Origin of the sequence: Sphingobium quisquiliarum P25 (assembly GCF_000445065.1) — a bacterium.
Classification (GTDB): domain Bacteria; phylum Pseudomonadota; class Alphaproteobacteria; order Sphingomonadales; family Sphingomonadaceae; genus Sphingobium; species Sphingobium quisquiliarum.
In genome coordinates, this window is record NZ_ATHO01000048.1 from 1 (window position 1) to 19,602 (window position 19,602).

At 65.2% G+C, this 19,602-nt stretch carries 18 protein-coding genes and 1 pseudogene; 13 read left to right on the forward strand and 6 right to left on the reverse strand.

Annotated elements, in window-relative coordinates:
- The 3 genes from mltA to L288_RS27620 all read left to right on the forward strand — a co-directional run.
- On the forward strand, positions 1-1,141 hold a 1,141-nt coding region (mltA, locus tag L288_RS27610; RefSeq protein WP_021237401.1), incomplete at its 5' end, for a murein transglycosylase A.
- A gap of 11 nt (positions 1,142-1,152) precedes the next feature.
- Positions 1,153-1,686 carry a Smr/MutS family protein gene (locus tag L288_RS27615; RefSeq protein WP_021237402.1) on the forward strand — a complete coding sequence of 178 codons (534 nt, stop codon included), beginning with the start codon at positions 1,153-1,155 and terminating at the stop codon, positions 1,684-1,686.
- Positions 1,687-1,782: 96 nt separating this feature from the next.
- Positions 1,783-3,459: a putative bifunctional diguanylate cyclase/phosphodiesterase gene (locus tag L288_RS27620; RefSeq protein ID WP_021237403.1), complete on the forward strand. Its 1,677-nt coding sequence runs from the start codon at positions 1,783-1,785 to the stop codon at positions 3,457-3,459.
- Between the two features lie 7 nt (positions 3,460-3,466).
- Here the strand turns inward: L288_RS27620 and dapE are convergent, their stop codons facing one another.
- The gene (gene dapE, locus L288_RS27625) at positions 3,467-4,609 is read right to left on the reverse strand and encodes a succinyl-diaminopimelate desuccinylase (protein WP_021237404.1); all 1,143 of its coding nucleotides are present in this window, start codon (positions 4,607-4,609) and stop codon (positions 3,467-3,469) included.
- A 50-nt stretch (positions 4,610-4,659) separates the two neighbouring features.
- On the opposite strand from dapE, the gene L288_RS27630 reads away from it, so the two are divergent.
- A complete protein-coding gene (locus L288_RS27630; protein WP_031304044.1) occupies positions 4,660-5,103 on the forward strand; it encodes a cupin domain-containing protein in 444 nt (147 codons plus the stop codon).
- Between the two features lie 8 nt (positions 5,104-5,111).
- Complete coding sequence (locus L288_RS27635; RefSeq protein ID WP_031304045.1) at positions 5,112-6,137, forward strand: S66 peptidase family protein; 1,026 nt, start codon at positions 5,112-5,114, stop codon at positions 6,135-6,137.
- A 19-nt stretch (positions 6,138-6,156) separates the two neighbouring features.
- Here the strand turns inward: L288_RS27635 and L288_RS27640 are convergent, their stop codons facing one another.
- The 3 genes from L288_RS27640 to L288_RS27650 are packed head-to-tail and all read right to left on the reverse strand — an operon-like array spanning position 6,157 to position 7,486.
- Entirely contained in the window at positions 6,157-6,510 is a 354-nt protein-coding gene (locus L288_RS27640) for a hypothetical protein (protein WP_021237407.1), read from the reverse strand.
- 41 nt (positions 6,511-6,551) lie between these two features.
- The gene (locus L288_RS27645; protein ID WP_021237408.1) at positions 6,552-7,016 is read right to left on the reverse strand and encodes a hypothetical protein; all 465 of its coding nucleotides are present in this window, start codon (positions 7,014-7,016) and stop codon (positions 6,552-6,554) included.
- Positions 7,013-7,486, reverse strand: coding sequence for a copper chaperone PCu(A)C (locus L288_RS27650; protein ID WP_021237409.1), 474 nt, complete (start codon positions 7,484-7,486; stop codon positions 7,013-7,015). The genes L288_RS27645 and L288_RS27650 overlap by 4 nt, the downstream gene beginning before the upstream one ends.
- A 177-nt stretch (positions 7,487-7,663) precedes the next feature.
- Here L288_RS27650 and dnaK point away from each other — a divergent pair, with 177 nt between their 5' ends.
- Together dnaK and dnaJ are read left to right on the forward strand one after the other, a co-directional pair.
- On the forward strand, positions 7,664-9,562 hold the full coding sequence (gene dnaK, locus L288_RS27655; protein WP_021237410.1) for a molecular chaperone DnaK: 1,899 nt from the start codon (positions 7,664-7,666) through the stop codon (positions 9,560-9,562).
- A gap of 104 nt (positions 9,563-9,666) precedes the next feature.
- Positions 9,667-10,797 (forward strand): molecular chaperone DnaJ, encoded by a 1,131-nt coding sequence (gene dnaJ, locus L288_RS27660; protein WP_021237411.1) that lies wholly within the window; start codon positions 9,667-9,669, stop codon positions 10,795-10,797.
- 83 nt (positions 10,798-10,880) lie between these two features.
- Here the strand turns inward: dnaJ and L288_RS27665 are convergent, their stop codons facing one another.
- Both L288_RS27665 and L288_RS27670 read right to left on the reverse strand, forming a co-directional pair.
- Complete coding sequence (locus L288_RS27665) at positions 10,881-12,683, reverse strand: acyl-CoA dehydrogenase C-terminal domain-containing protein (protein ID WP_021237412.1); 1,803 nt, start codon at positions 12,681-12,683, stop codon at positions 10,881-10,883.
- 36 nt (positions 12,684-12,719) lie between these two features.
- A complete protein-coding gene (locus L288_RS27670) occupies positions 12,720-13,127 on the reverse strand; it encodes a MerR family transcriptional regulator (RefSeq protein WP_021237413.1) in 408 nt (135 codons plus the stop codon).
- A gap of 101 nt (positions 13,128-13,228) precedes the next feature.
- Here L288_RS27670 and L288_RS27675 point away from each other — a divergent pair, with 101 nt between their 5' ends.
- The 6 genes and pseudogenes from L288_RS27675 to L288_RS27700 form a co-directional block, all read left to right on the forward strand.
- Positions 13,229-13,636 carry a DUF2946 family protein gene (locus L288_RS27675; protein ID WP_021237414.1) on the forward strand — a complete coding sequence of 136 codons (408 nt, stop codon included), beginning with the start codon at positions 13,229-13,231 and terminating at the stop codon, positions 13,634-13,636.
- A gap of 66 nt (positions 13,637-13,702) precedes the next feature.
- Positions 13,703-15,736, forward strand: coding sequence for a TonB-dependent receptor family protein (locus tag L288_RS27680; RefSeq protein WP_021237415.1), 2,034 nt, complete (start codon positions 13,703-13,705; stop codon positions 15,734-15,736).
- Positions 15,737-15,801: 65 nt separating this feature from the next.
- Positions 15,802-17,433, forward strand: coding sequence for an NAD(P)/FAD-dependent oxidoreductase (locus tag L288_RS27685; RefSeq protein WP_021237416.1), 1,632 nt, complete (start codon positions 15,802-15,804; stop codon positions 17,431-17,433).
- Between the two features lie 275 nt (positions 17,434-17,708).
- Positions 17,709-18,215 (forward strand): energy transducer TonB, encoded by a 507-nt coding sequence (locus tag L288_RS27690; protein ID WP_031304046.1) that lies wholly within the window; start codon positions 17,709-17,711, stop codon positions 18,213-18,215.
- A gap of 255 nt (positions 18,216-18,470) precedes the next feature.
- Complete coding sequence (locus L288_RS27695) at positions 18,471-19,187, forward strand: Crp/Fnr family transcriptional regulator (protein ID WP_021237418.1); 717 nt, start codon at positions 18,471-18,473, stop codon at positions 19,185-19,187.
- Between the two features lie 19 nt (positions 19,188-19,206).
- Positions 19,207-19,602, forward strand: a pseudogene (locus L288_RS27700) (methyltransferase); the annotation flags it as partial.

Below are 19,602 nucleotides of genomic sequence, written 5' to 3' on the forward strand. Positions count from 1 at the left end.
GAGCGCGGGCGGTGCGGCGCGTCCGGTCCCGGCGACGCCTCGCCCTGCGCTTCCCGTAACGCCGCCAGCAGGTCCCGCTTCCACCACCGGAACAGCAGTCGCCGCGGGCATCACCCCTGGTCCCGCCATCGCCGAGCTGATCCCGGCGGGGGAACGATCGCGCAAGGCGTTGCAGGCGTTCCGCCTGTCCTGCCCGTCGCTGATGCGCCGCACCGATCAGAGCGGCCTGACGCGCGGGTCCGACTGGAACAACGCCTGCGCCGCTGCGTCGAGCTGGCCTGAGGACAGCGCCAGCGAATTTTTCGCGCGCCATTTCGAAGCGGTGCAGGTGGGCGATGGCGCTGCCTTCGTCACCGGCTATTATGAGCCTGAGATCGCCGGATCGCGCACGCGCCAGCCGGGCTATGAGGTGCCGATCTACCGCCGCCCGCCCGACCTGATCGACGTCAATCTGGGCCAGTTCAGCGACAGCCTGCAAGGCAAGACCATTCGCGGCAAGGTTCAGGGCAGCAACCTGGTGCCCTATGACGAGCGCGCGCAGATCGTCGCCGGGTCGCTCGCAGGGCGCGGCCTCGAACTCGCCTGGGCCGCCGACCCGGTCGAATTCTTCTTCCTCCAGGTGCAGGGCAGCGGCAGGCTGCTGCTGCCCGATGGCGGCGTCATGCGCATCGGCTATGACGGGCAGAATGGCCGCGACTATGTGGGTATCGGCAAGCTGATGAAGGATCGCGGCCTCATTCAGGCCGGGTCGATGCAGGACATCATGCAATATCTGCGCGCCCATCCGGCGGAGGGCGCGGCGATCATGGATGAGAATAAGAGCTTCGTCTTCTTCCGCGAACTCACCGGCCCCGGTCCGCTGGGCGCGATGGGCGTGCCAGTCACCGCCGAGGCAAGCGTTGCCGCCGATCCCAAATATGTGCCGCTGGGCGCGCCCGTGCTGCTCTCGCTCGACCGCGCGGAGCCCAACGGCATCTGGATCGCGCAGGATACCGGCGGGGCGATCAAGGGCCCCAACCGGTTCGACAGCTTCTGGGGCGCGGGCAGCCGGGCGCGCGGCATCGCAGGCGGCATGTCGGCGCGGGGTAGCGCGCTGATCCTGCTGCCGGCCGGGTCGGCGGCGCGGCTCGCTCGCCCGTAAGGCCGCCTGCCATGGCGCGGCGGCATCTTTCGCCGGAGGAGCAGGCGCTTTGGAACGCCCTGGCCCGATCGGTCCGTCCGTTGCGCCCCGCCGCGCGCTTGCCTGATCCGCCTGCGCCGCAGCCTGTGCCCAGGCAAGCGCAAGGGTTAACGGCTGCTGCGCCTGTCCCTGTCGCCGCTCCGCCCCAGCGCACGCCCGCCAAGGTGCTGGACGCGGGCTGGGAACGCCGAATCCGTAACGGCACGCTGGTGCCTGACATGACCATCGACCTGCATGGCCACAGCCTGCCGGCCGCCCATGCGCGGTTGAACCAGGCGCTGGGCATCGCCCTGTCGCGGGACGTTCGCATAGTGCTTGTCATCACCGGAAAGCCGCCCAAATCCGCCGATGCGGGGCGCGAGTCGCGGCGCGGCGCGATCCGCGGCGAGATAGGGCACTGGCTGGAAACCAGCGCTTATGCCGACCGGATCGCCAGCGTCCGGCTGGCGCATCCGCGCCACGGAGGGAACGGTGCAATCTATATTATACTGCGCCGCAAAAAATAGCGTTGGGCGGCAACTGCTGACCCTTTCTTAACCAGCGTCCTTCATATCGGCCTCATGGGCGGTCCACAGGCGGACCCCATGTCTGGCAGGAGGCGCATGCAAGGCGTGACATTGAAAAGCCGCGCCACTGCCTTCGCCTGCGCCGCGGGGGCGCTGGTGTTCATCCTCTCGCTCGTGCTGGGACAGCAGCAGGCCACCGATGTCAGGGGCGTCGGCCGCTCGCTGATCATCGCGATCCTGTGCGGCACATTGAGCTGGGCATCGGCGCGGCGCAACGTCGCGACCACTGCCGCCGCCATCGACAGTGCCACCGAACGGCTGGTCGCGGCGGCGCATGGCGACCTGCAATCCCCCGTTCAGCCTGAGATCGCTGCGGAAATGCCTGATCTAGCCGTGGCGATGGAAAGCCTTTTCAGCCAGGTGCGCACCAATCTGGATCATGTGCAGGCGCTGGCGCTGTTCGATCAGGTCACGGGTCTTGCCAACCGCGCCAGCTTCTGCCGCCAGGTGGAGCGGCTGCTGGCGGAAAGCCCGGAGGATTGGCGCGGCGCGCTGTTCTTCATCGATCTGGACGGGTTCAAGGGCGTCAACGACACGCTGGGCCACGCGGCGGGCGACCAGCTGCTCGCGCGCGTCGCGGGGCGGCTGCGCGAAGTCGTGATGGCGCAGGTCAGCGCAGGCATGAGCGATCCGGTGATCGGCAGGCTGGCGGGCGACGAATTCACCATGTTCTTCCCCAATGTGCCCGGCCATGCAGGCGCGGCACGGATCGCCCGCGCGATCCAGTTCGCGCTCGGCGAGCGATTCGATCTTGGCAGCCAGCATATTGACCTGGGCGCATCGATCGGCATCGCCTGCTACCCCGATCATGGCGACACGCTGCCCGCGTTGCTGCGCTCCGCCGACATCGCCATGTATCATGCCAAGCATCAGGGGCGCGGCCGGGCGGAAATGTTCACGACCGAACTGGCGCTGGAGGCGGCGGACCGGGCAGAGCTGGAGCGCGACATGCTGCTGGCCCTGCAACGCGACGAGTTCCTGCTGGAATTCCAGCCGCAGATCGAGATCGGCAGCGGCCGGATCGTCACGGCCGAAGCCCTGATCCGCTGGGCGCACCCGGAGCGCGATCTGGTCATGCCCGGATTCTTCGTGCCGGTGGCGGAGGAAAGCGGCGCGATCGTGGCGCTGGGCGATTGGGTGATGAGCCGCGTGTGCGAAACGGCGGCGCGCTGGTCGCAGGCGGATGTGGGGCAGCGCATCGCCGTCAACATCTCCTCGCGCGAATTGTCGCAGGGGGACTTTTTCCTGCGTCTGCGGCAGGCGATGGCGACGCACCGGACCCCCGCGCACATGCTGGAACTGGAGATCACCGAGTCGCTGGCGATGGAAATGGATGCCCGCGTTCTGGAGCAGCTACGCGCGCTGCGGAAGGAAGGGGTGCGGATCGCCATCGACGATTTCGGCACGGGCTATTCCAACCTGTCGCGCCTCAGGGAATTGCCGGTGGACCGGGTCAAGATCGACCGCAGTCTGGTGCGCGACATCGCCATTTCCGCAGAAGCCCGCACAATTTGCAGCGCGGTCGTCGGCCTGATCCAGGGGCTGGGCATGGAAGTGGTGGTGGAAGGCGTCGAAAGTGAAGCGCAGATGGACATGCTGCGCGTGATCGGCTGCACCCTGTTCCAGGGCTATCATGTCGCGCGTCCGACCGGGGAGGAAAACTACCTCTCCCGCTTCGCGCCGCAGGCGCTGGCGCAACGCCGCGCGGGCTGACGGGGCATCAGCCGCCCAGGGCGCGGCGCACGATCAGCGCATAGATGCGCTCCAGATCCTTCAGATCGTCGATCGCCACGGCTTCATCCAGCTTGTGCATCGTCCCGTTGTTGAGGCCGAATTCCACCACGGGGCAAAGGCGCGACAGGAAGCGCGCGTCCGATGTGCCGCCGGTGGTCGAAAGCTCCGCTTCCACGCCGGTCACCTCGCGGATCGCGCCCGCAACCAGACCGGACAGGCTTCCCGGCTGCGTCAGGAACGGCTCGCCGCTGATCTTCGCCGTCACCACGCCGCCTTCGGCCGATGCGATCGCCGTGATCCGCTCAACCAGGCTGGCGCCGCTATGCCGGTCGTTGAAACGGATGGAGATGCGGGCATGGGCGGCGGCCGGGATGACGTTGGTGGCCGGATTGCCTACCTCAAGGTCCGTGATCTCGATATTGCTGGGCTGGAACCAGTCCGTCCCTTCGTCCAGCACGATGCCGTCGATCGCCGACAGGATGCGGACGAGCCGGGGGACGGGATTGTCGGCCAGGTGCGGATAGGCGACATGGCCCTGCACGCCTTCCACCTTGATCCACATATTCACAGAGCCGCGGCGGCCGATCTTGATGACGTCGCCCAGGCGTTGGGACGATGTCGGCTCGCCCACAAGGCACAGGTCCGGGCGCAGCCCATGCGCGGCCATCCGCTCCATCAGCGCGAGCGTGCCGTGGACCGCCGGTCCTTCCTCATCGCCGGTGATGATCAGGCTGATCGTGCCGGGCAGTTCGTCAGGGATACCGGCCAGCGCGGCGACGAACGCTGCGATCGCCCCCTTCATGTCGACAGCGCCCCGGCCATGCAGCAGGCCGCCGCGAATGTCCGGCGTGAAGGGATCGCTGGTCCATCCATTGCCGGGCGGCACCACGTCCAGATGCCCGGCAAAGGCGAAATGCGGCCCCGCGCCGGTGGTCCGCCAGGCGAGCAGATTTTCCACCGGCCCGTCAGGTTCCTGACCCGCCACGAAGCGGTCGACCGTGAAGCCCAGCGGCACGAGCAGCGTTTCCAGCACCGCGAACACCTCGCCCCGCGCGGGCGTCACCGATGGGCAGGCGATCAGCCTGCTGGCTATGTCCACTATGCCGGGATTGGTGCTGGTCATGTTCATGGCGCTGCGTTAGCGAAAGGCCAGCGCCTTTGCCAGCGGAAGGGAAGATCATGCCCAAGATCGATCTTGCAGCAATAGAGCAGAGCAATCGCACCGGCTATCCGGCGGAGTTCGCCGGGGCGGTCGCGGGCCGCTGGGTGCGCAGGCTCGGCCCGGCGGCGGGCCTCGCTGATTTCGGCGTCAGCCATGTCGTGCTGAAGCCGGGGGCTGCGTCCTCCCAGCGTCATTGGCATGAAGAAGAGGATGAATTCGTCGTGATGCTGAGCGGGGAAGCCATGCTGGTCGAAGAGGACGGCCGGGTGCTGTTGAAGGCCGGTGATATGGCGGCCTTTCCGAAGGGGCGTCCCAATGGCCATCATCTGGTGAACGAAAGCAGCGGCGATTGCGCGTTCCTCGCCTTCGGCCGCGTGCCGTCCGGCGCCGCTCATTATCCCGATATAGACCTTCATTGGTCGGGAAGCGCATACAGCCATAAGGACGGGCGGCCATTTTGAGCAAGGCGATGGGGCTGGACCGGCGCATGATGCTCGCCGCCATGGGCGGAGCGCTCGCTGCGGCGAAGGCTCCCGCGCCCCGACCACCGGAAAAGCCGCCCCGCCTGCGCCCCGGCGACACCGTGGGATTGATCGAGCCTGCGGGCTTTACCGACGATCTGTTCGACCTTGATCTGGTCAAGGAAACCGTCGCCGCCATGGGGCTCAAGCCAAGGCCCGGCAGGCATCTCGCGCAAAGGCAGGGCTATCTGGCGGGCAAGGATGCCGACCGCGCCGCCGACGTCAACGCGATGTTCGCCGACCCCGAAGTGCGCGCCGTCTTCGCCGTGCGGGGCGGGTGGGGCTGCGCGCGCATATTGCCTTATCTCGACTTCGCCACGATCCGCGCCAATCCCAAGCTGCTGGTGGGTTTCAGCGATATCACCGCCCTGCATCTGGCCTTTGCCGCCCGCGCGGGATTCCCCACCATCCACGGTCCCAACGCCGCGAGCAGCTGGCCGCGCTTTTCCTGGGACGCCTTTCGCGCGATCGCCTTTGACGGCGCAACGCCGCTGCTGGTCAATCCGGTCGCGCATGAAGACCGGCTGGTGCAGCGCAGCGGCCGCATCCGCACCTTTCGCGGCGGGAAAGCGGCGGGGCGGCTGTTGGGCGGCAACCTGACGGTGCTGGCGGCGCTGGTGGGCACGCCATGGATGCCCGCTTTCGATGGCGCGATCCTGTTCATGGAGGATGTGGGCGAAGCGCCCTACCGGATCGACCGGATGCTGACCCAGTTGTCGCTCGCCGGGCTGCTGGGCAAGGTGGCGGGCGTCGTCTTCGGCCAATGCACCAACTGCGCTGCCAGCGATGCCTCCTATGGCGGCTTTACCGTGTCGGAAGTCCTGCAACAGCATCTGGAACCGCTCGGCGTGCCAGCGTTTCAGGGCGCGGCGATCGGCCATGTCGCAAGTCAGTTCAGCCTGCCCGTGGGCGTCCGCGCGGAAATCGATGCCGATCTGGGCAGCATCCGCCTGCTGGAACCGGCGGTGCGCTGAAAAGAAGCGGTCGGGCGGGTCAATCCCGCTCGTCCGGCGGCTTCCTGTAAGCGCCGCGCCCGTCCGGCGGGATCAGCACGCTGTCCTTCACCGTCAGCACCAGCGTTTCGAACCCCGGTTCGGGCACGTCCTTGCTCTTGTGCGCGGTCAGGACGACCTGCCCGTCCGCTTCCTGCCACCGGCCTTCGGCGAACAGGTCGAGCGCGCCATAGACGAGATACCATTGAAAGCGGCCATCGGGATGGAGCATCAGTTCCGACCCCGTCTCCATCACGCCTTGCAGATAATAATGACCCGCGCGTTCCGCCTGTCCGGCCCATGCAGGAGCCGCGACGAAGGCGGCGAGCGGAAGCAGGGCGGTCATGATGCGCATGGCGGCATCCTATCACGGCAGGGGCAGCGCGTCCCCATCGCTCAGGCGGTGGCGAACGGGATCAGCGCTTCATAGACGGGAAGGGGCGGCTTCCCCTCCACCCGCGCGCCGCGCCGCAGCAGGAAGCAGTGGCGGACGATCTCCGCCTGCTGCTCCAACCCATAGCGGCCGAAGGGGCGGCCCGGCACGATGTCATAGCGATAGCGGCAGAAGGGATGGCGCATCAGCGGCAGATACCATTTGCCGCCTTTCTGCGCTTGCCAGACGTGGGTCATTTCATGGATGAAATGCCCTTGCAGATGCAGCGGCGCTTCGCAGAAGTCGGGACAGAACATGCCGCTGCCCGGATGGAACCACAGGTCTCCGTCGGGCGCCATCGTCACACCGCGCGGCTGGAGCGGCCACCATTTGCGATTATGCACCCGCACCCTGTCATAGGCGATCGCCCCGCCGAAGACCGAGCGGGCAAGCGCGGTTTCGGCCGGGGTGAGGGCGCGGCTGGTCAAGGCTGCTTCTGCGCCCCGCCGCCCGCCACGGCGGGAGCGGCCGCGCCCGGCTTCTGGATCACGGCATCGACCAGCAGCCGGTCGCCGTTGGACAGCAGGAAGGTCAGCGTCATCTTTCCCCGGCTGATCGCCGTGTCGTTGACGCCCCACAGCATCAGATGCTTGCCCCCCGGCGCGAAGGCGACCTTGGTCTTGGCCGGGATGTCCACCGAATCGATCGGCTTCATCTTCATGACGCCGCCCTCGCTGACGGTTTCGTGCATTTCGACCTTGATCGCATAGTCGGTCAGCACGCCGCGAAGCTGCGTATCGGCATCACCCCCATGCGCGACGAAATAGCCAGCGGACGGCGTATCCTTGTTGGGGCTCAGCCGCACCCACGCCTGATCGATATAGGTGGGCGCGGGATCGCCGCAGGCGGTCAGCAAAAAGGGAGCAGCAAGGGGAAGTAAGGATAGGATGGGACGCATTGCTCTCGCTTTCATGACTGTCTCGTTTCCGGTCGATTGTTACGGTAATCACCCAGGCTTCTTGTGCCAAGGAAGATCGCGCCTATATCCCATCCGCAAACGGCCTTGCCTTGGCGCTTTCGTGAGGTATGGGGCCGTCAACCGCTGAATGTGATTTGGGGTTCGAAGAGGACAAAAATGGCAAAAGTAATCGGCATTGACCTTGGCACCACCAACAGCTGCGTGGCTGTGATGGACGGCGGCAAACCCAAGGTGATCGAAAATGCGGAAGGCGCGCGCACGACGCCGTCGATCGTCGCCTTCACCAAGGATGGTGAGCGCCTGATCGGGCAGCCGGCCAAGCGTCAGGCCGTCACTAACCCGGATAATACCATTTTCGCCGTGAAGCGCCTGATCGGCCGCCGCTTCGACGATCCGACGACGAAGAAGGATATGGAGCTTGTCCCCTATCACATCGTGAAGGGCGCCAATGGCGACGCATGGGTGCAGGCGGGCGGAAAGGATTATTCGCCCTCGCAGATTTCCGCCTTCACGCTCCAGAAGATGAAGGAAACGGCCGAGAGCTATCTGGGCGAAACCGTGACGCAGGCGGTCATCACCGTTCCCGCCTACTTCAACGACGCCCAGCGTCAGGCGACCAAGGACGCCGGCCAGATCGCGGGCCTTGAAGTGCTGCGCATCATCAACGAGCCGACCGCGGCCGCGCTCGCCTATGGCCTGGAAAAGCAGGACGGCAAGACCATCGCCGTCTACGACCTTGGCGGCGGCACCTTCGATATCTCGATCCTGGAAATCGGCGACGGCGTGTTCGAAGTGAAGTCGACCAACGGCGACACCTTCCTGGGTGGCGAGGATTTCGACGCCAAGCTGGTGGAATATCTGGCCGAAGGCTTCAAGAAGGATGAGGGCATCGACCTCACCAAGGACAAGCTCGCGCTCCAGCGCCTCAAGGAAGCGGCCGAAAAGGCTAAGATCGAACTGTCCTCCGCACAGTCGACCGAAGTCAACCTGCCCTTCATCACCGCTGACCAGAATGGTCCCAAGCATCTGGTGAAGACCATCACCCGCGCCGATCTGGAGCGTCTGGTGAGCGACCTCATCAAGCGCACGATGGAGCCGTGCAAGAAGGCGCTGGCGGACGCGGGCGTTTCGGCCAGCGACATCAGCGAAGTGGTGCTCGTGGGCGGCATGACCCGCATGCCCAAGGTGCGCGAGGCCGTGAAGGAATTCTTCGGCAAGGAACCGCACACCGGCGTCAACCCGGACGAAGTCGTCGCCATGGGCGCGGCGATCCAGGCGGGCGTGTTGCAGGGCGACGTCAAGGATGTGCTGCTGCTGGACGTCACTCCGCTGTCGCTGGGCATCGAAACGCTGGGCGGCGTGTTCACCCGCATGATCGACCGCAACACGACGATCCCGGCCAAGAAGAGCCAAGTCTATTCGACCGCCGACGACAATCAGCAGGCGGTGACGATCCGCGTGTTCCAGGGCGAGCGTGAAATGGCGGCGGACAACAAGCTGCTGGGCCAGTTCGACCTGGTCGGCATTCCGCCCGCGCCACGCGGCGTGCCGCAGATCGAAGTCACCTTCGACATCGACGCCAACGGCATCGTCAACGTCCATGCCAAGGACAAGGGCACCGGCAAGGAGCAGCAGATTCGCATCCAGGCTTCGGGCGGTCTGTCCGACGCCGACATCGAACAGATGGTCAAGGATGCCGAGCGTTTCGCCGAAGAGGACAAGAAGAAGCGCGAGGCGGCCGAGGCGAAGAACAACGCCGAAAGCCTGATCCACACCACCGAGCAGCAGCTTTCCGAGCATGGCGACAAGGTGGATGCGGCCCTCAAGTCCGAGATCGAGACGGCGATCGCCGCGACCAGGTCCGCTGTCGAAGGCGGCGATGTCGAAGCGATGAAGTCCAAGGCGCAGGAACTTGCCCAAGTGGCGATGAAGCTTGGCCAAGCGATCTACGAGAAGGAGCAGGCTGCGGCCGCCGCTCCGGGCGCTGATGCTCCCAAGGCTGATGATGACGTCGTGGACGCCGAATTTTCGGAAGTGGACGACAACAAGGCGTAAGGCCCGATGAAACGCTTCTCGACTTCGCCTCGGGCGGACGGCATGGTGTCTGACCATGCAGCCGTCCGGGGCGAAGCCGGGGGACGTGCGCGCCCGGGGGCGATATGACTACCGAAGTTGATTATTATTCATTGCTCGAAGTCGAGCGGACGGCTGATGCCGGGGCGATCAAGAGCGCCTATCGCAAGCTTGCGATGAAATATCACCCCGATCGCACCGGGGGCTGCACTGACAGCGAAGCGAAGTTCAAGGCCGTTTCCGAGGCTTATGAATGTCTCAAGGACCCGCAGAAGCGCGCGGCCTATGACCGCTACGGCCATGCGGCCTATACCAACGCCCAGAATGGCGGCGGCGGCGGTTTCAACGGACGCGGCGCGGGTGGCTTTTCCGACCTTGGCGACATTTTCGAGACGATCTTCGGCCAGAGCGGCTTTGGCGGCGGACGTCAGGCGCAGCGGCGCGGCGCGGACCTGCGCTATGATATGGAGATCAGCCTCGACGACGCCTATCACGGCAAGCAGACCGAGATAGAGATCGAGGTTTCCGCGCCCTGCGACAGTTGCGACGGTTCAGGCGCGCAGCCGGGCACGGGGGTCAAGACCTGCACCACCTGTCACGGGCATGGTCAGGTCAGGGCGCAGCAGGGCTTCTTCGTGGTCGAACGCACCTGTCCGGGTTGCCACGGTGCGGGTCAGGTGATCGAAAGTCCCTGCCGCGCCTGTCGCGGCGAGGGGCGGGTGGACAAGCCCAAGACGCTGTCGGTCAACATTCCCGCAGGTGTCGATGAAGGCACGCGCATCCGCCTTTCCGGCGAGGGTGAGGCAGGCGCGCGCGGCGCACCGCCGGGCGACCTCTACATCTTCCTGCATGTGAAGCGGCATCCGATTTTCGAACGCGAAGGCACCACCCTCTTCTGCCGCGCGCCGGTCAGCTTCACCACGGCGGCGCTAGGCGGCTGCATCGAAGTGCCCGGCCTGGACGGTCAGCGCCACGAGATCAAGATTCCGAGCGGCATCCAGTCGGGCAAGCAGATCCGCCAGCGCGGCGCAGGCATGCCGGTGCTGAACGGCCGGGGGCAGGGCGATCTCGTGATTCAGGTCGATGTCGAAACCCCGACCCGCCTCAGCGCCAAGCAGCGCGAACTGCTCGAAGCCTTCCGTGAGACGGAGACGGGCGAAGAATGCCCGCAATCGACGGGCTTTTTCAGCAAGCTCAAGGAATTATGGGGCGATTGAAGCCTCTATAAACGGGCGCCAAAATCCTCCCTGCGCCGATAGGCGTGGGGAGGATGTAGCCAAGGCCTTGCGCGTCCGGCTCCTCAAGCCGCCAGGAACATATCCGGGTCGATCGCCATCAGGCTCTCCGCGCCGCCCTCGATCTTCCGCCGCAGCGCGCCCGCATCGGGCATGATGCGTTCGGCAAAGAAGCGCGCCGTGACCAGCTTCGCCTCCAGATAGCGCGCATCGCCTTCGCCCGCCTCCAGCAGCGTGGCGGCCGCCTTTGCCATGCGCAGCCACATGAGGCCGGTCGAAACGATGCCGAGAATGTGCATATAATGCACCGCGCCAGCCCCGGCATTGTCGGGGTTCTGCATCGCATTCTGCATCAGCCACATGGTCGCCGCGCCCAGCTGCCCGCTGGCCTTTTCCAGCGCTTCGGCAAGGCCTGCCAGCTTCTCATCGCCCTTGGCCGCAGCAACCTCGTCCGCTACGATTTTCAGGAAGGCCTGCAACGCGCGCCCGCCATTCATCGGCAGTTTGCGCCCCACAAGGTCCATCGCCTGCACGCCGTTGGTGCCCTCGTAAATCTGGGCGATGCGGGCGTCGCGCACATATTGTTCAACGCCATTTTCCCAGATGTAGCCATGGCCGCCGAACACCTGCTGACACATGACCGTGACGTCAAAGCCCTTGTCCGTGCCATAGCCTTTCAGCACCGGGGTCAGCAGCTGGACCATATCGTCGGCCGCCTGCCGTTCTTCCTCGCTCGCTGCATGTTGCGCCAGATCGACCTGGAGCGCGCCCCACAGCATCAGCGCGCGCAGCCCCTCGGTCAGCGCCTTGGCTTCCATCAGCATCCGCCGGACATCGGGGTGGACGAACAGCGTGTCGGCTTTCTCATCCTTGTCCTTGGGGCCGGTCAGCGCCCGGCCCTGCCGCCGCTCGCGCGCATAATGGACCGCGTTCTGGAAAGCGATTTCCGCCTGGCCCAGCCCCTGCATGCCGACCCACATGCGCGCGGCGTTCATCATGATGAACATGGCGGCAAGGCCCTTATTCTCCTCGCCCACGATCCAGCCCTTGGCGCCGTCATAGTTCATGACGCAGGTCGCGTTGCCGTGAATGCCCATCTTATGTTCAAGCGAGCCGCAGGACACGGCGTTGCGTTCGCCCAGAGACCCGTCCTCCTTCAACAGCACCTTCGGCACGACGAAGAGGGAGATGCCCTTGCTGCCTTCCGGCGCGTCCGGCGTCTTGGCAAGGACGAGGTGGATGATATTCTCGGTCAGGTCCTGCTCGCCCGAGGAAATGAAGATCTTCGTGCCGGTGATGGCATAGCTGCCGTCATCCTGCCGCACCGCCTTGGTCTTGATGAGGCCAAGGTCAGTACCGGCATGGGGCTCCGTCAGGTTCATCGTGCCGGTCCACCGGCCTGACACCATGTTGGGAATATAGGTCTGCTTCAATTCGTCGCTGCCTTTGGCGAGCAGCGCGGCGACCGCGCCGCTGGTGAGGCCATGATACATTTCGAAGCTGTGATTGGCTGACAGCACATATTCGCCCACGGCGCTCGCCACGACATTGGGCAGGCCCTGGCCGCCATATTCGACCGGCGCATGCAAGGTCGTCCAGCCGCCCTCCACATAGGTATCGAACGCCTGCTTGAAACCGGGCGGGGTGGTGACGCTGCCGTCGGGATGGCGGGTGCAGCCTTCCTTGTCGCCCACGGCGTTCAGCGGGAACAGCACCTCCTCCGCGATCTTGCTGCCTTCGGCCAGTATGGCTTCGATCAGGTCGGGCGTCGCATTTTCGAAGCCCGGAAGATTGGCATAGCGGTCCAGCCCCAGCACATGATCGAGCACAAAGCGGGTCTCACGGATCGGGGCGGTATAGCTGGGCATGATCTTCTCCGGGAATATTGTCGTTCTGATGAAGCGTTATTTTTCGAGCGCGGCGACGAAACCCGACAGTTCGGCGATCGCCGCGTCGATATCGTCCTTCTGCCGGGTGAGCAGTCCGATGCGCGCCTTGCACTTGGCAAGAGTGACGCGGCGCTGCTCCTCATGCTCCTCATCGGCGTCGTACAGGTCGATCATCTCGCGAATGTCGGCCAGGCTGAAACCGACCCGCTTGCCGCGCAGAATCCACGCCAGCCGGGCACGGTCGCGGCGCGAATAGATGCGCGCCAGGCCCTGCCGCTCCGGCGCGATCAGCCCTTCATCTTCGTAGAAGCGCAGCGCCCGCGCGGTGACGCCGAATTCTTCCGACAGGTCGGTGATGGTATAGCTTTGCCGTTCGCGTTGATCCGGCACCTCTATGCCGGCGATGCTGCTGCGCTGGTCCATGGCGGGCAATCTAGGGATACCTTACGTTTACGTCAAGGTGAGTGCGCGGACCATATGATATCCAGATGACAAGAGCCGCCGCTGGCGCTAGGGGCAGCAGCATGACGGGGGCGATCAGACAATCGGAAGCCGCGCGGGGCCTTCTGGCCGCGCTGGCGCTGCTTGTCCTCGCCATCCAGCTAGTCGCCCCGTCCGGCTTCATGCCGGTGCGCACCGACCGGGGCGTCGTCGTGACGCTGTGTACCGGGCAGGGCGCGGTCAATGTCGTGGTCGATCGTGACCATGCGCCCGGCAAGCCGCATCCCAAGGGCGATGCCGCGCCTGTTCAGCAGCATTGCCCCTTCGCCGCGTCGGTCCAGCCGCTGATCCCGCCGGTGGCGGCCGCCGATCTGGCCCTGCCTGCCTGGCAACTTGCGTCCGGGCCGATCGCCTTCGCGCTCAAGACGGGCCTTGTCGCCCGGCTGGCCGCCCCGCCGCCGCCTTCATCGGGGCCGCCTTCAACCTTCTAGAAAATTCATTTTGCGCGCTGCCATGCCGGTGGCGCTGGCGTTGTATTTTCATGAGGTTGTCCTGTCATGTCCGTCATTCTTGACCTGCGCAGCGTGTCGCTGTGCGCCCTTGCCTGTTCTCTCACGACCCTGCCCGCGCTGGCCGATGAAGCGCCCGATCAGGGGAGGATCATCGTCACGGCCCTTCCCATGATCGAAGACGCCGAAGCGCGCGTGGACCGCGTAGCGGGCGGGGCGGATGTCGTCGCGGCGCAGGAATTCGAAGACAAGGTGGCCGTGTCGCTGCGTGACGCGCTCAGCTTTTCGCCCGGCGTCTATACCCAGCCGCGTTTCGGGCAGGAGGTGCGCATCTCCATCCGCGGATCGGGTATTTCACGCGGCTTCCACATGCGCGGGCTGACGCTGTTGCAGGACGGCATTCCGATCAACCTTGCCGATGACAATGGCGATTTCCAGGAACTGGACCCGCAGGTGTTTCAGCATCTGGAGGTCTATCGCGGCGGCAATGCGCTGCGGTGGGGCGGATCGACGCTGGGCGGCGCGATCAATGCCGTCACCCCGACAGGCCGGAGCGCGCCGGGAGCGGAACTGCGCATCGACGGCGGATCGTTCGATACGCTGCGCGCCAAGGCGGCCTATGGCTATGCCGGTGCGCGCGGCGATGCCTGGATGGCGATCACCGCCGATCGTTCGGACGGCGACCGCGACCATGCGGCGCGCAAGGCAGTCCGCTTCAACGGCAATGCCGGGTTGAAGATCAGCGATACGGTCGAGACGCGGTTTTACGCGAGCGTGCAGAGCATTCGCCAGAGCCTGCCGGGCACCCTGTCGGAAAGACAGGCGCTGAACCGTCCGGCCGCTGCCAACCCCGCCAGCGTCACGGGCGATCAGGCGCGCGACATCGATTCCATTCGCTTGCAGAACCGCACGACCGTGCAACTGGGCCGTGGCGCGCTGGAAGGGGGCGTGTTCCTGAACGTCAAGGATCTGTTCCATCCCATTTTTCAGGTGGTGGACCAGAAATCGACCGATTATGGCGTCTATGGCCGATATGATCTGGAAGCAGGGCCGTTCGGCCTCACCCTCGGCAGCACGGCCCGGTTCGGCGAGGTTCGCTCACGCCGCTTCGTGAATGCGGCAGGCCGCCGCGCTCCGGGGGCTGCGCCAACGTTCGATGCCCGTCAGCGGGCGCAGACGATCAACAGCTATGGCGAACTGCGCTACCGCCCCGCAGACAGGCTGACGCTGATCGCGGGGGGCATCTATACCCATGCTGAGCGGGAACAGGATCAGCAGATCCCTGCCTCCGTCAGCGCGCGGGTCGATTATGATGCGTTCGCGCCAAAATTCGGCCTGCTGTTCGATCTGGGCGAGGCCGTGCAATTCTATGTCAATTACAGCCGTTCCGTCGAGATGCCGGGCTTTGGCGAAGTCGCGCAGATCGCGGCCTTCGTGCCCGTGCGGCCGCAAAAGGCGTGGACCGTCGAGGTGGGCACAAGGGGACGTTCCGGTATCGCCGCGTGGGACGTCAGCCTTTATCGCGCGGATCTTAAGGACGAAATGCTGCAATATACGGTGAATCCCGCGCAGGGCATTCCAGCCGCAACCTTCAACGCGGATCGCACCCTCCATCAGGGGATCGAGGCGGGTCTGGACCTGACGCTCGCTCCTTGGGCGATGTTGCGGCAGGTTTATCAGTATAGCGATTTCCGCTTCCGGGACGATGTGCAGTTCGGCGGCAATCGCCTGCCGGTGGTGCCGCGCCACTTCTATCGGGCGGAACTGCGGCTGGGCACGGACCGGCTCAGCCTTTCCCCCGCCGTGGAATGGGTGCCGCAGGGGGCATGGGTGGACTATGCGAATACAAAGCGGATCGGCGGTTATGCGATGCTCAACCTCGGCGCGCAGGCGGGGGTGAGGGAGGGCGTGACGCTGTTCCTCGACGCGCGCAACCTGACTGGAAAGCGTGCGGTCGGGGATATCAGCGCGATGGTCCGCTACGTGCCGGATAATCCGGCTACCCCGGCCGATGAAGGCAGCGCCGCCTTCTACCCGGTTGAGCGCCGCGCCATCTATGGCGGGCTGCGCGCCCGTTTCTAAGGCGCGCTCCCCTCATCCTCATGGGGGGCTGGAGCGGGCGGGGAAATGGGTCTAGGGGCGGGGCCATGTTGCGTCTGTCCGGCCTGAAACTGCCCCTCTACCATCCGGCCGAAGCGATGCCCGCCGCGATCTGCGCGCGGCTGGGCATCGCGGCAGCGGACCTGATCAGCCATGCGGTCGTGCGCCGCGGCAACGACGCCCGGCGCAAGAATGCGATCCAGCTCGTCTACACCGTCGATGTCGAACTGGCGGACGAAGAGGCGGTGCTGGCCCGCTTCGCCAGGGATCATGATGTCCGCCCCCGTCCCGATACTGATTATCGCTTCGTCGCCCATGCGCCTGACGGGTGGAGCGGCAAGCGGCCAGTGGTGATCGGCGCGGGGCCATGCGGCCTGTTCGCCGGGCTGATCCTGGCGCAGATGGGTTTCCGCCCGATCATCCTGGATCGCGGCAAGGTGGTGCGCGAAAGGACCAAGGATACCTGGGGTCTGTGGCGGCGCGCGGAACTGAACCCCGACAGCAACGTGCAGTTCGGCGAGGGCGGGGCTGGCACCTTTTCCGATGGAAAACTCTATTGCCGGGTCAAGGACCCCCGTTTCCTGGGCCGCAAGGTGCTACAGGAATTCGTCGCGGCTGGCGCGCCCGCCGACATTCTGACCGAAGCGCATCCGCATATCGGCACCTTTCGCCTCGTCACCATGGTCGAAAGCCTACGCCGCCAGATCGAGGCGCTGGGCGGCGAATATCGCTGGCAGCACAAGGTCGAGGAACTGGAACTGACGGCCGGGGGCGATGGCAGGCAGCGGCTGCGCGGCGTGCATCTGTCCGATGGCGGCTTTATCGAGGCGGATCATGTCGTGCTGGCGGTGGGGCACAGCGCGCGGCCGACGTTCGAAATGCTCCACCGGCGCGGCGTGCATATAGAGGCCAAGCCCTTTTCCATCGGCGTGCGGATCGAACATCCGCAAAGCTGGATCGACCGGGCGCGTTACGGCAATTGCGCGGGCCATCCGTTGCTGGGCGCTGCGGCCTACAGCCTTGCGCATCACTGCGCCAATGGGCGCACGGTCTACAGCTTCTGCATGTGTCCGGGCGGTCGCGTGGTCGCCGCGACATCGGAGGAAGGGCGCGTCGTCACCAACGGCATGAGCCAGTACAGCCGCGCCGAGTTCAACGCGAATTCCGGGCTGGTGGTCGGCATCGACCCGGAACGCGACTATCCCGGCGGCCCGCTGGCAGGGATCGAGCTTCAGCGGCACTGGGAAAGCATGGCCTATGAGGCTGGCGGATCATCCTATTGGGCGCCGGGGCAGAAGGTCGGGGACTTCCTTGCGCGCCGTCCCTCGACGGAGTTGGGGGAGGTCATCCCCTCCTACAAACCCGGCGTCACCATGACCGACCTGTCGCGCTGCCTGCCCGATTTCGTCATAGAGGCGTTTCATGAAGCGCTGCCCGCCTTTGGACGGCAGATCGCCAATTACGACCATCCCGATGCGGTCATGACGGGCGTCGAAACCCGCACCTCTTCGCCCATCCGCATCACGCGCGGCGCGGATTATCAGAGCCTCAACGTCACCGGGCTCTACCCGGCGGGCGAAGGGGCGGGCTATGCTGGCGGCATCCTGTCCGCTGCGATCGACGGGATCAAGGTGGCCGAAGCGATCGGCCTCGCGATCAATGCCGATGGCGCGCCTTAACCAGCCTTGCGGTCCTGCCTGAGTCGGGGCCATGGATGCCGTAGCGTCCGGCAAAAGGCAGCGGCGCCAGACGCTTGCCCAAGGCGTACGTCTTTAGTTCGATTATTTCGTCTTTTTGGTTCTTCTTGATATTTGCACTATGTGGATGAGTTTGCAGGCGTAAAATAATTATCCCGCACTCCATTGCGGGTCTATATAGTCTCTCTGCTCTCGGCCGGTCCGATGCTGCCGCAGCAGTCCCAATGACAATCGAAGAGAAAGCAGAGGAGGCCATCATGCATGCCAAACCTGTTGCCGTAGCGCTGTGCGCCTGTCTGGTTGCGCCTGTCGCTGCGGAAGCCCGGCAGGGACCGGGCCAGCTAACCGTCGTCGCGCCGGAAAAGGATGCGGCCAATTATGAAGCATGGACCGGAAGGACGGCCGCCCGGCTTTCCCGCAGCATCCGCAATGCCAGCTGGCTCTACCGTGACGCCAGTTCCACTGGCTACAGCCGGGTCCAGTTCCGCCTGAACGATCAGGGAAAGCCGCAGGATGTGGAACTGGCGGGTCCCTCCACCTCGCGCAACATCAACCGCATCTCCATGCGCGCGGTGAAGGCCATGGGATCGCTTCACCCCTTGCCCGGCAATGTGAGCGCGAACCGCAAGTTCGAAGCGTGGATCATCGTTGCGCGCGATGACACGGAAAAGGAGGGCATGATGAGCGCCCTGCGTTCGCAATACCGGGCGCAGACCATGGCACAGGCGGAAAAGGATCGCCCCATCCTGATCGCGCAGCGCTGAAACGCCCGCGCTACAGCGCTTTGCGGCAAGGGAGCGCGTTGCCGGTGCGGCGCGCTCCCTCCGCTTCTTTCCACCGGGCCGGTCATCAAGTGCAACTTACCGCCTTGGGCGGCGTTCGATAGCGATGCCCTCACCCCCTTCCGGCTTTCAGGACGGCAACGGGTCCAGCCATTTGGACCCCGGTCAAGGCCGCTGCGCGTCCGCCATGGCGGGCAAGCGGGGCCGGGCCGTCGCGGCGCGGTCAGGGGCCGCCCGATGATCGAACGTCATCTCGCCCGGATCAAGGCCCGGCACTCCCTTTCGAAGGAAGAGGAGCAGGCAATCCTTGCGCTGATCCCTCCCGCGCGCCCGGTGTCCAGGAACAGCGTCATCGTGCGGGAAGGCGAACTGCTGGAGGCCAGCACCCTCCTGCTCGACGGGTTGCTGTGCCGCTACAAGGATCTGCCCGATGGCAAGCGGCAGATCACCCAGTTGCATGTCGCCGGGGATTTCGCCGACCTTCACGGTTTCACGCTCAAGCGGCTCGAACATGATATCATGGCGCTCACTGACTGCATGCTGTCGCGTGTGCCCCACGAAAGCATTCGCGAACTTATCGAGGCTCATCCACGGCTTGGCCGCATCTACTGGTTCAGCACCAATCTGGACGCGTGCATGAACCGGGAATGGGAATTGTCGCTGGGCCAGCGGTCGGCAGCGGGGCGGCTGGCGGCACTTTTCTGCGAATTGCATGAGCGGTTGGCGATCGTCGGGCTGAACGGCGAACGCTTCACCCTGGGCATGAACCAGTCCCAGCTTGCCGATGCGCTGGGCATGACTTCCGTTCACGTCAACCGGACGCTGCGCCTGCTGCGCGACCAGCGCCTGCTCGACTATAATCGCGGGGAAGCGCGCATCCTGGACCTTGATGGCCTTAAGCTGATGGCGGAATTCGACCCCAGCTATCTTTATCTCGATGCTGAACCCTTGTGATGGCGGGAACCGTCTGCCGATGATTCATTCTCCTATCGACCCGGCTGACGCCGCGCTCGCCGCCCTGCTTCAACTGCTCAAGGCGCGTAATTACCATTTCGTGACGCCCACGCCCGCCACTCACGGGCTGGTCCTGAGCCGCCCGGAACGGCGCGAGGCGCGCAAGATTGAGGATGTGCTGGGATGGAGCCTGCCATTCGGCACATCTCTGCTTGATCGCGAGGTCATGCAGTTGCTGGAAACGGCGGGCGCGCTTGAGGAAGCGGGGGAGGGGCGCTGGCGCTCCCTGTTCCGGGTCTCCTCTCTGGGCGGTGCGCTGTTCCTCCATTCCGCTTACCCCACGGATGATGAGGATGCCGTCTTCTTCGGTCCTGACAGCTATCGTTTCGCCCGGCTGATCTTGTCGGAACTCAGC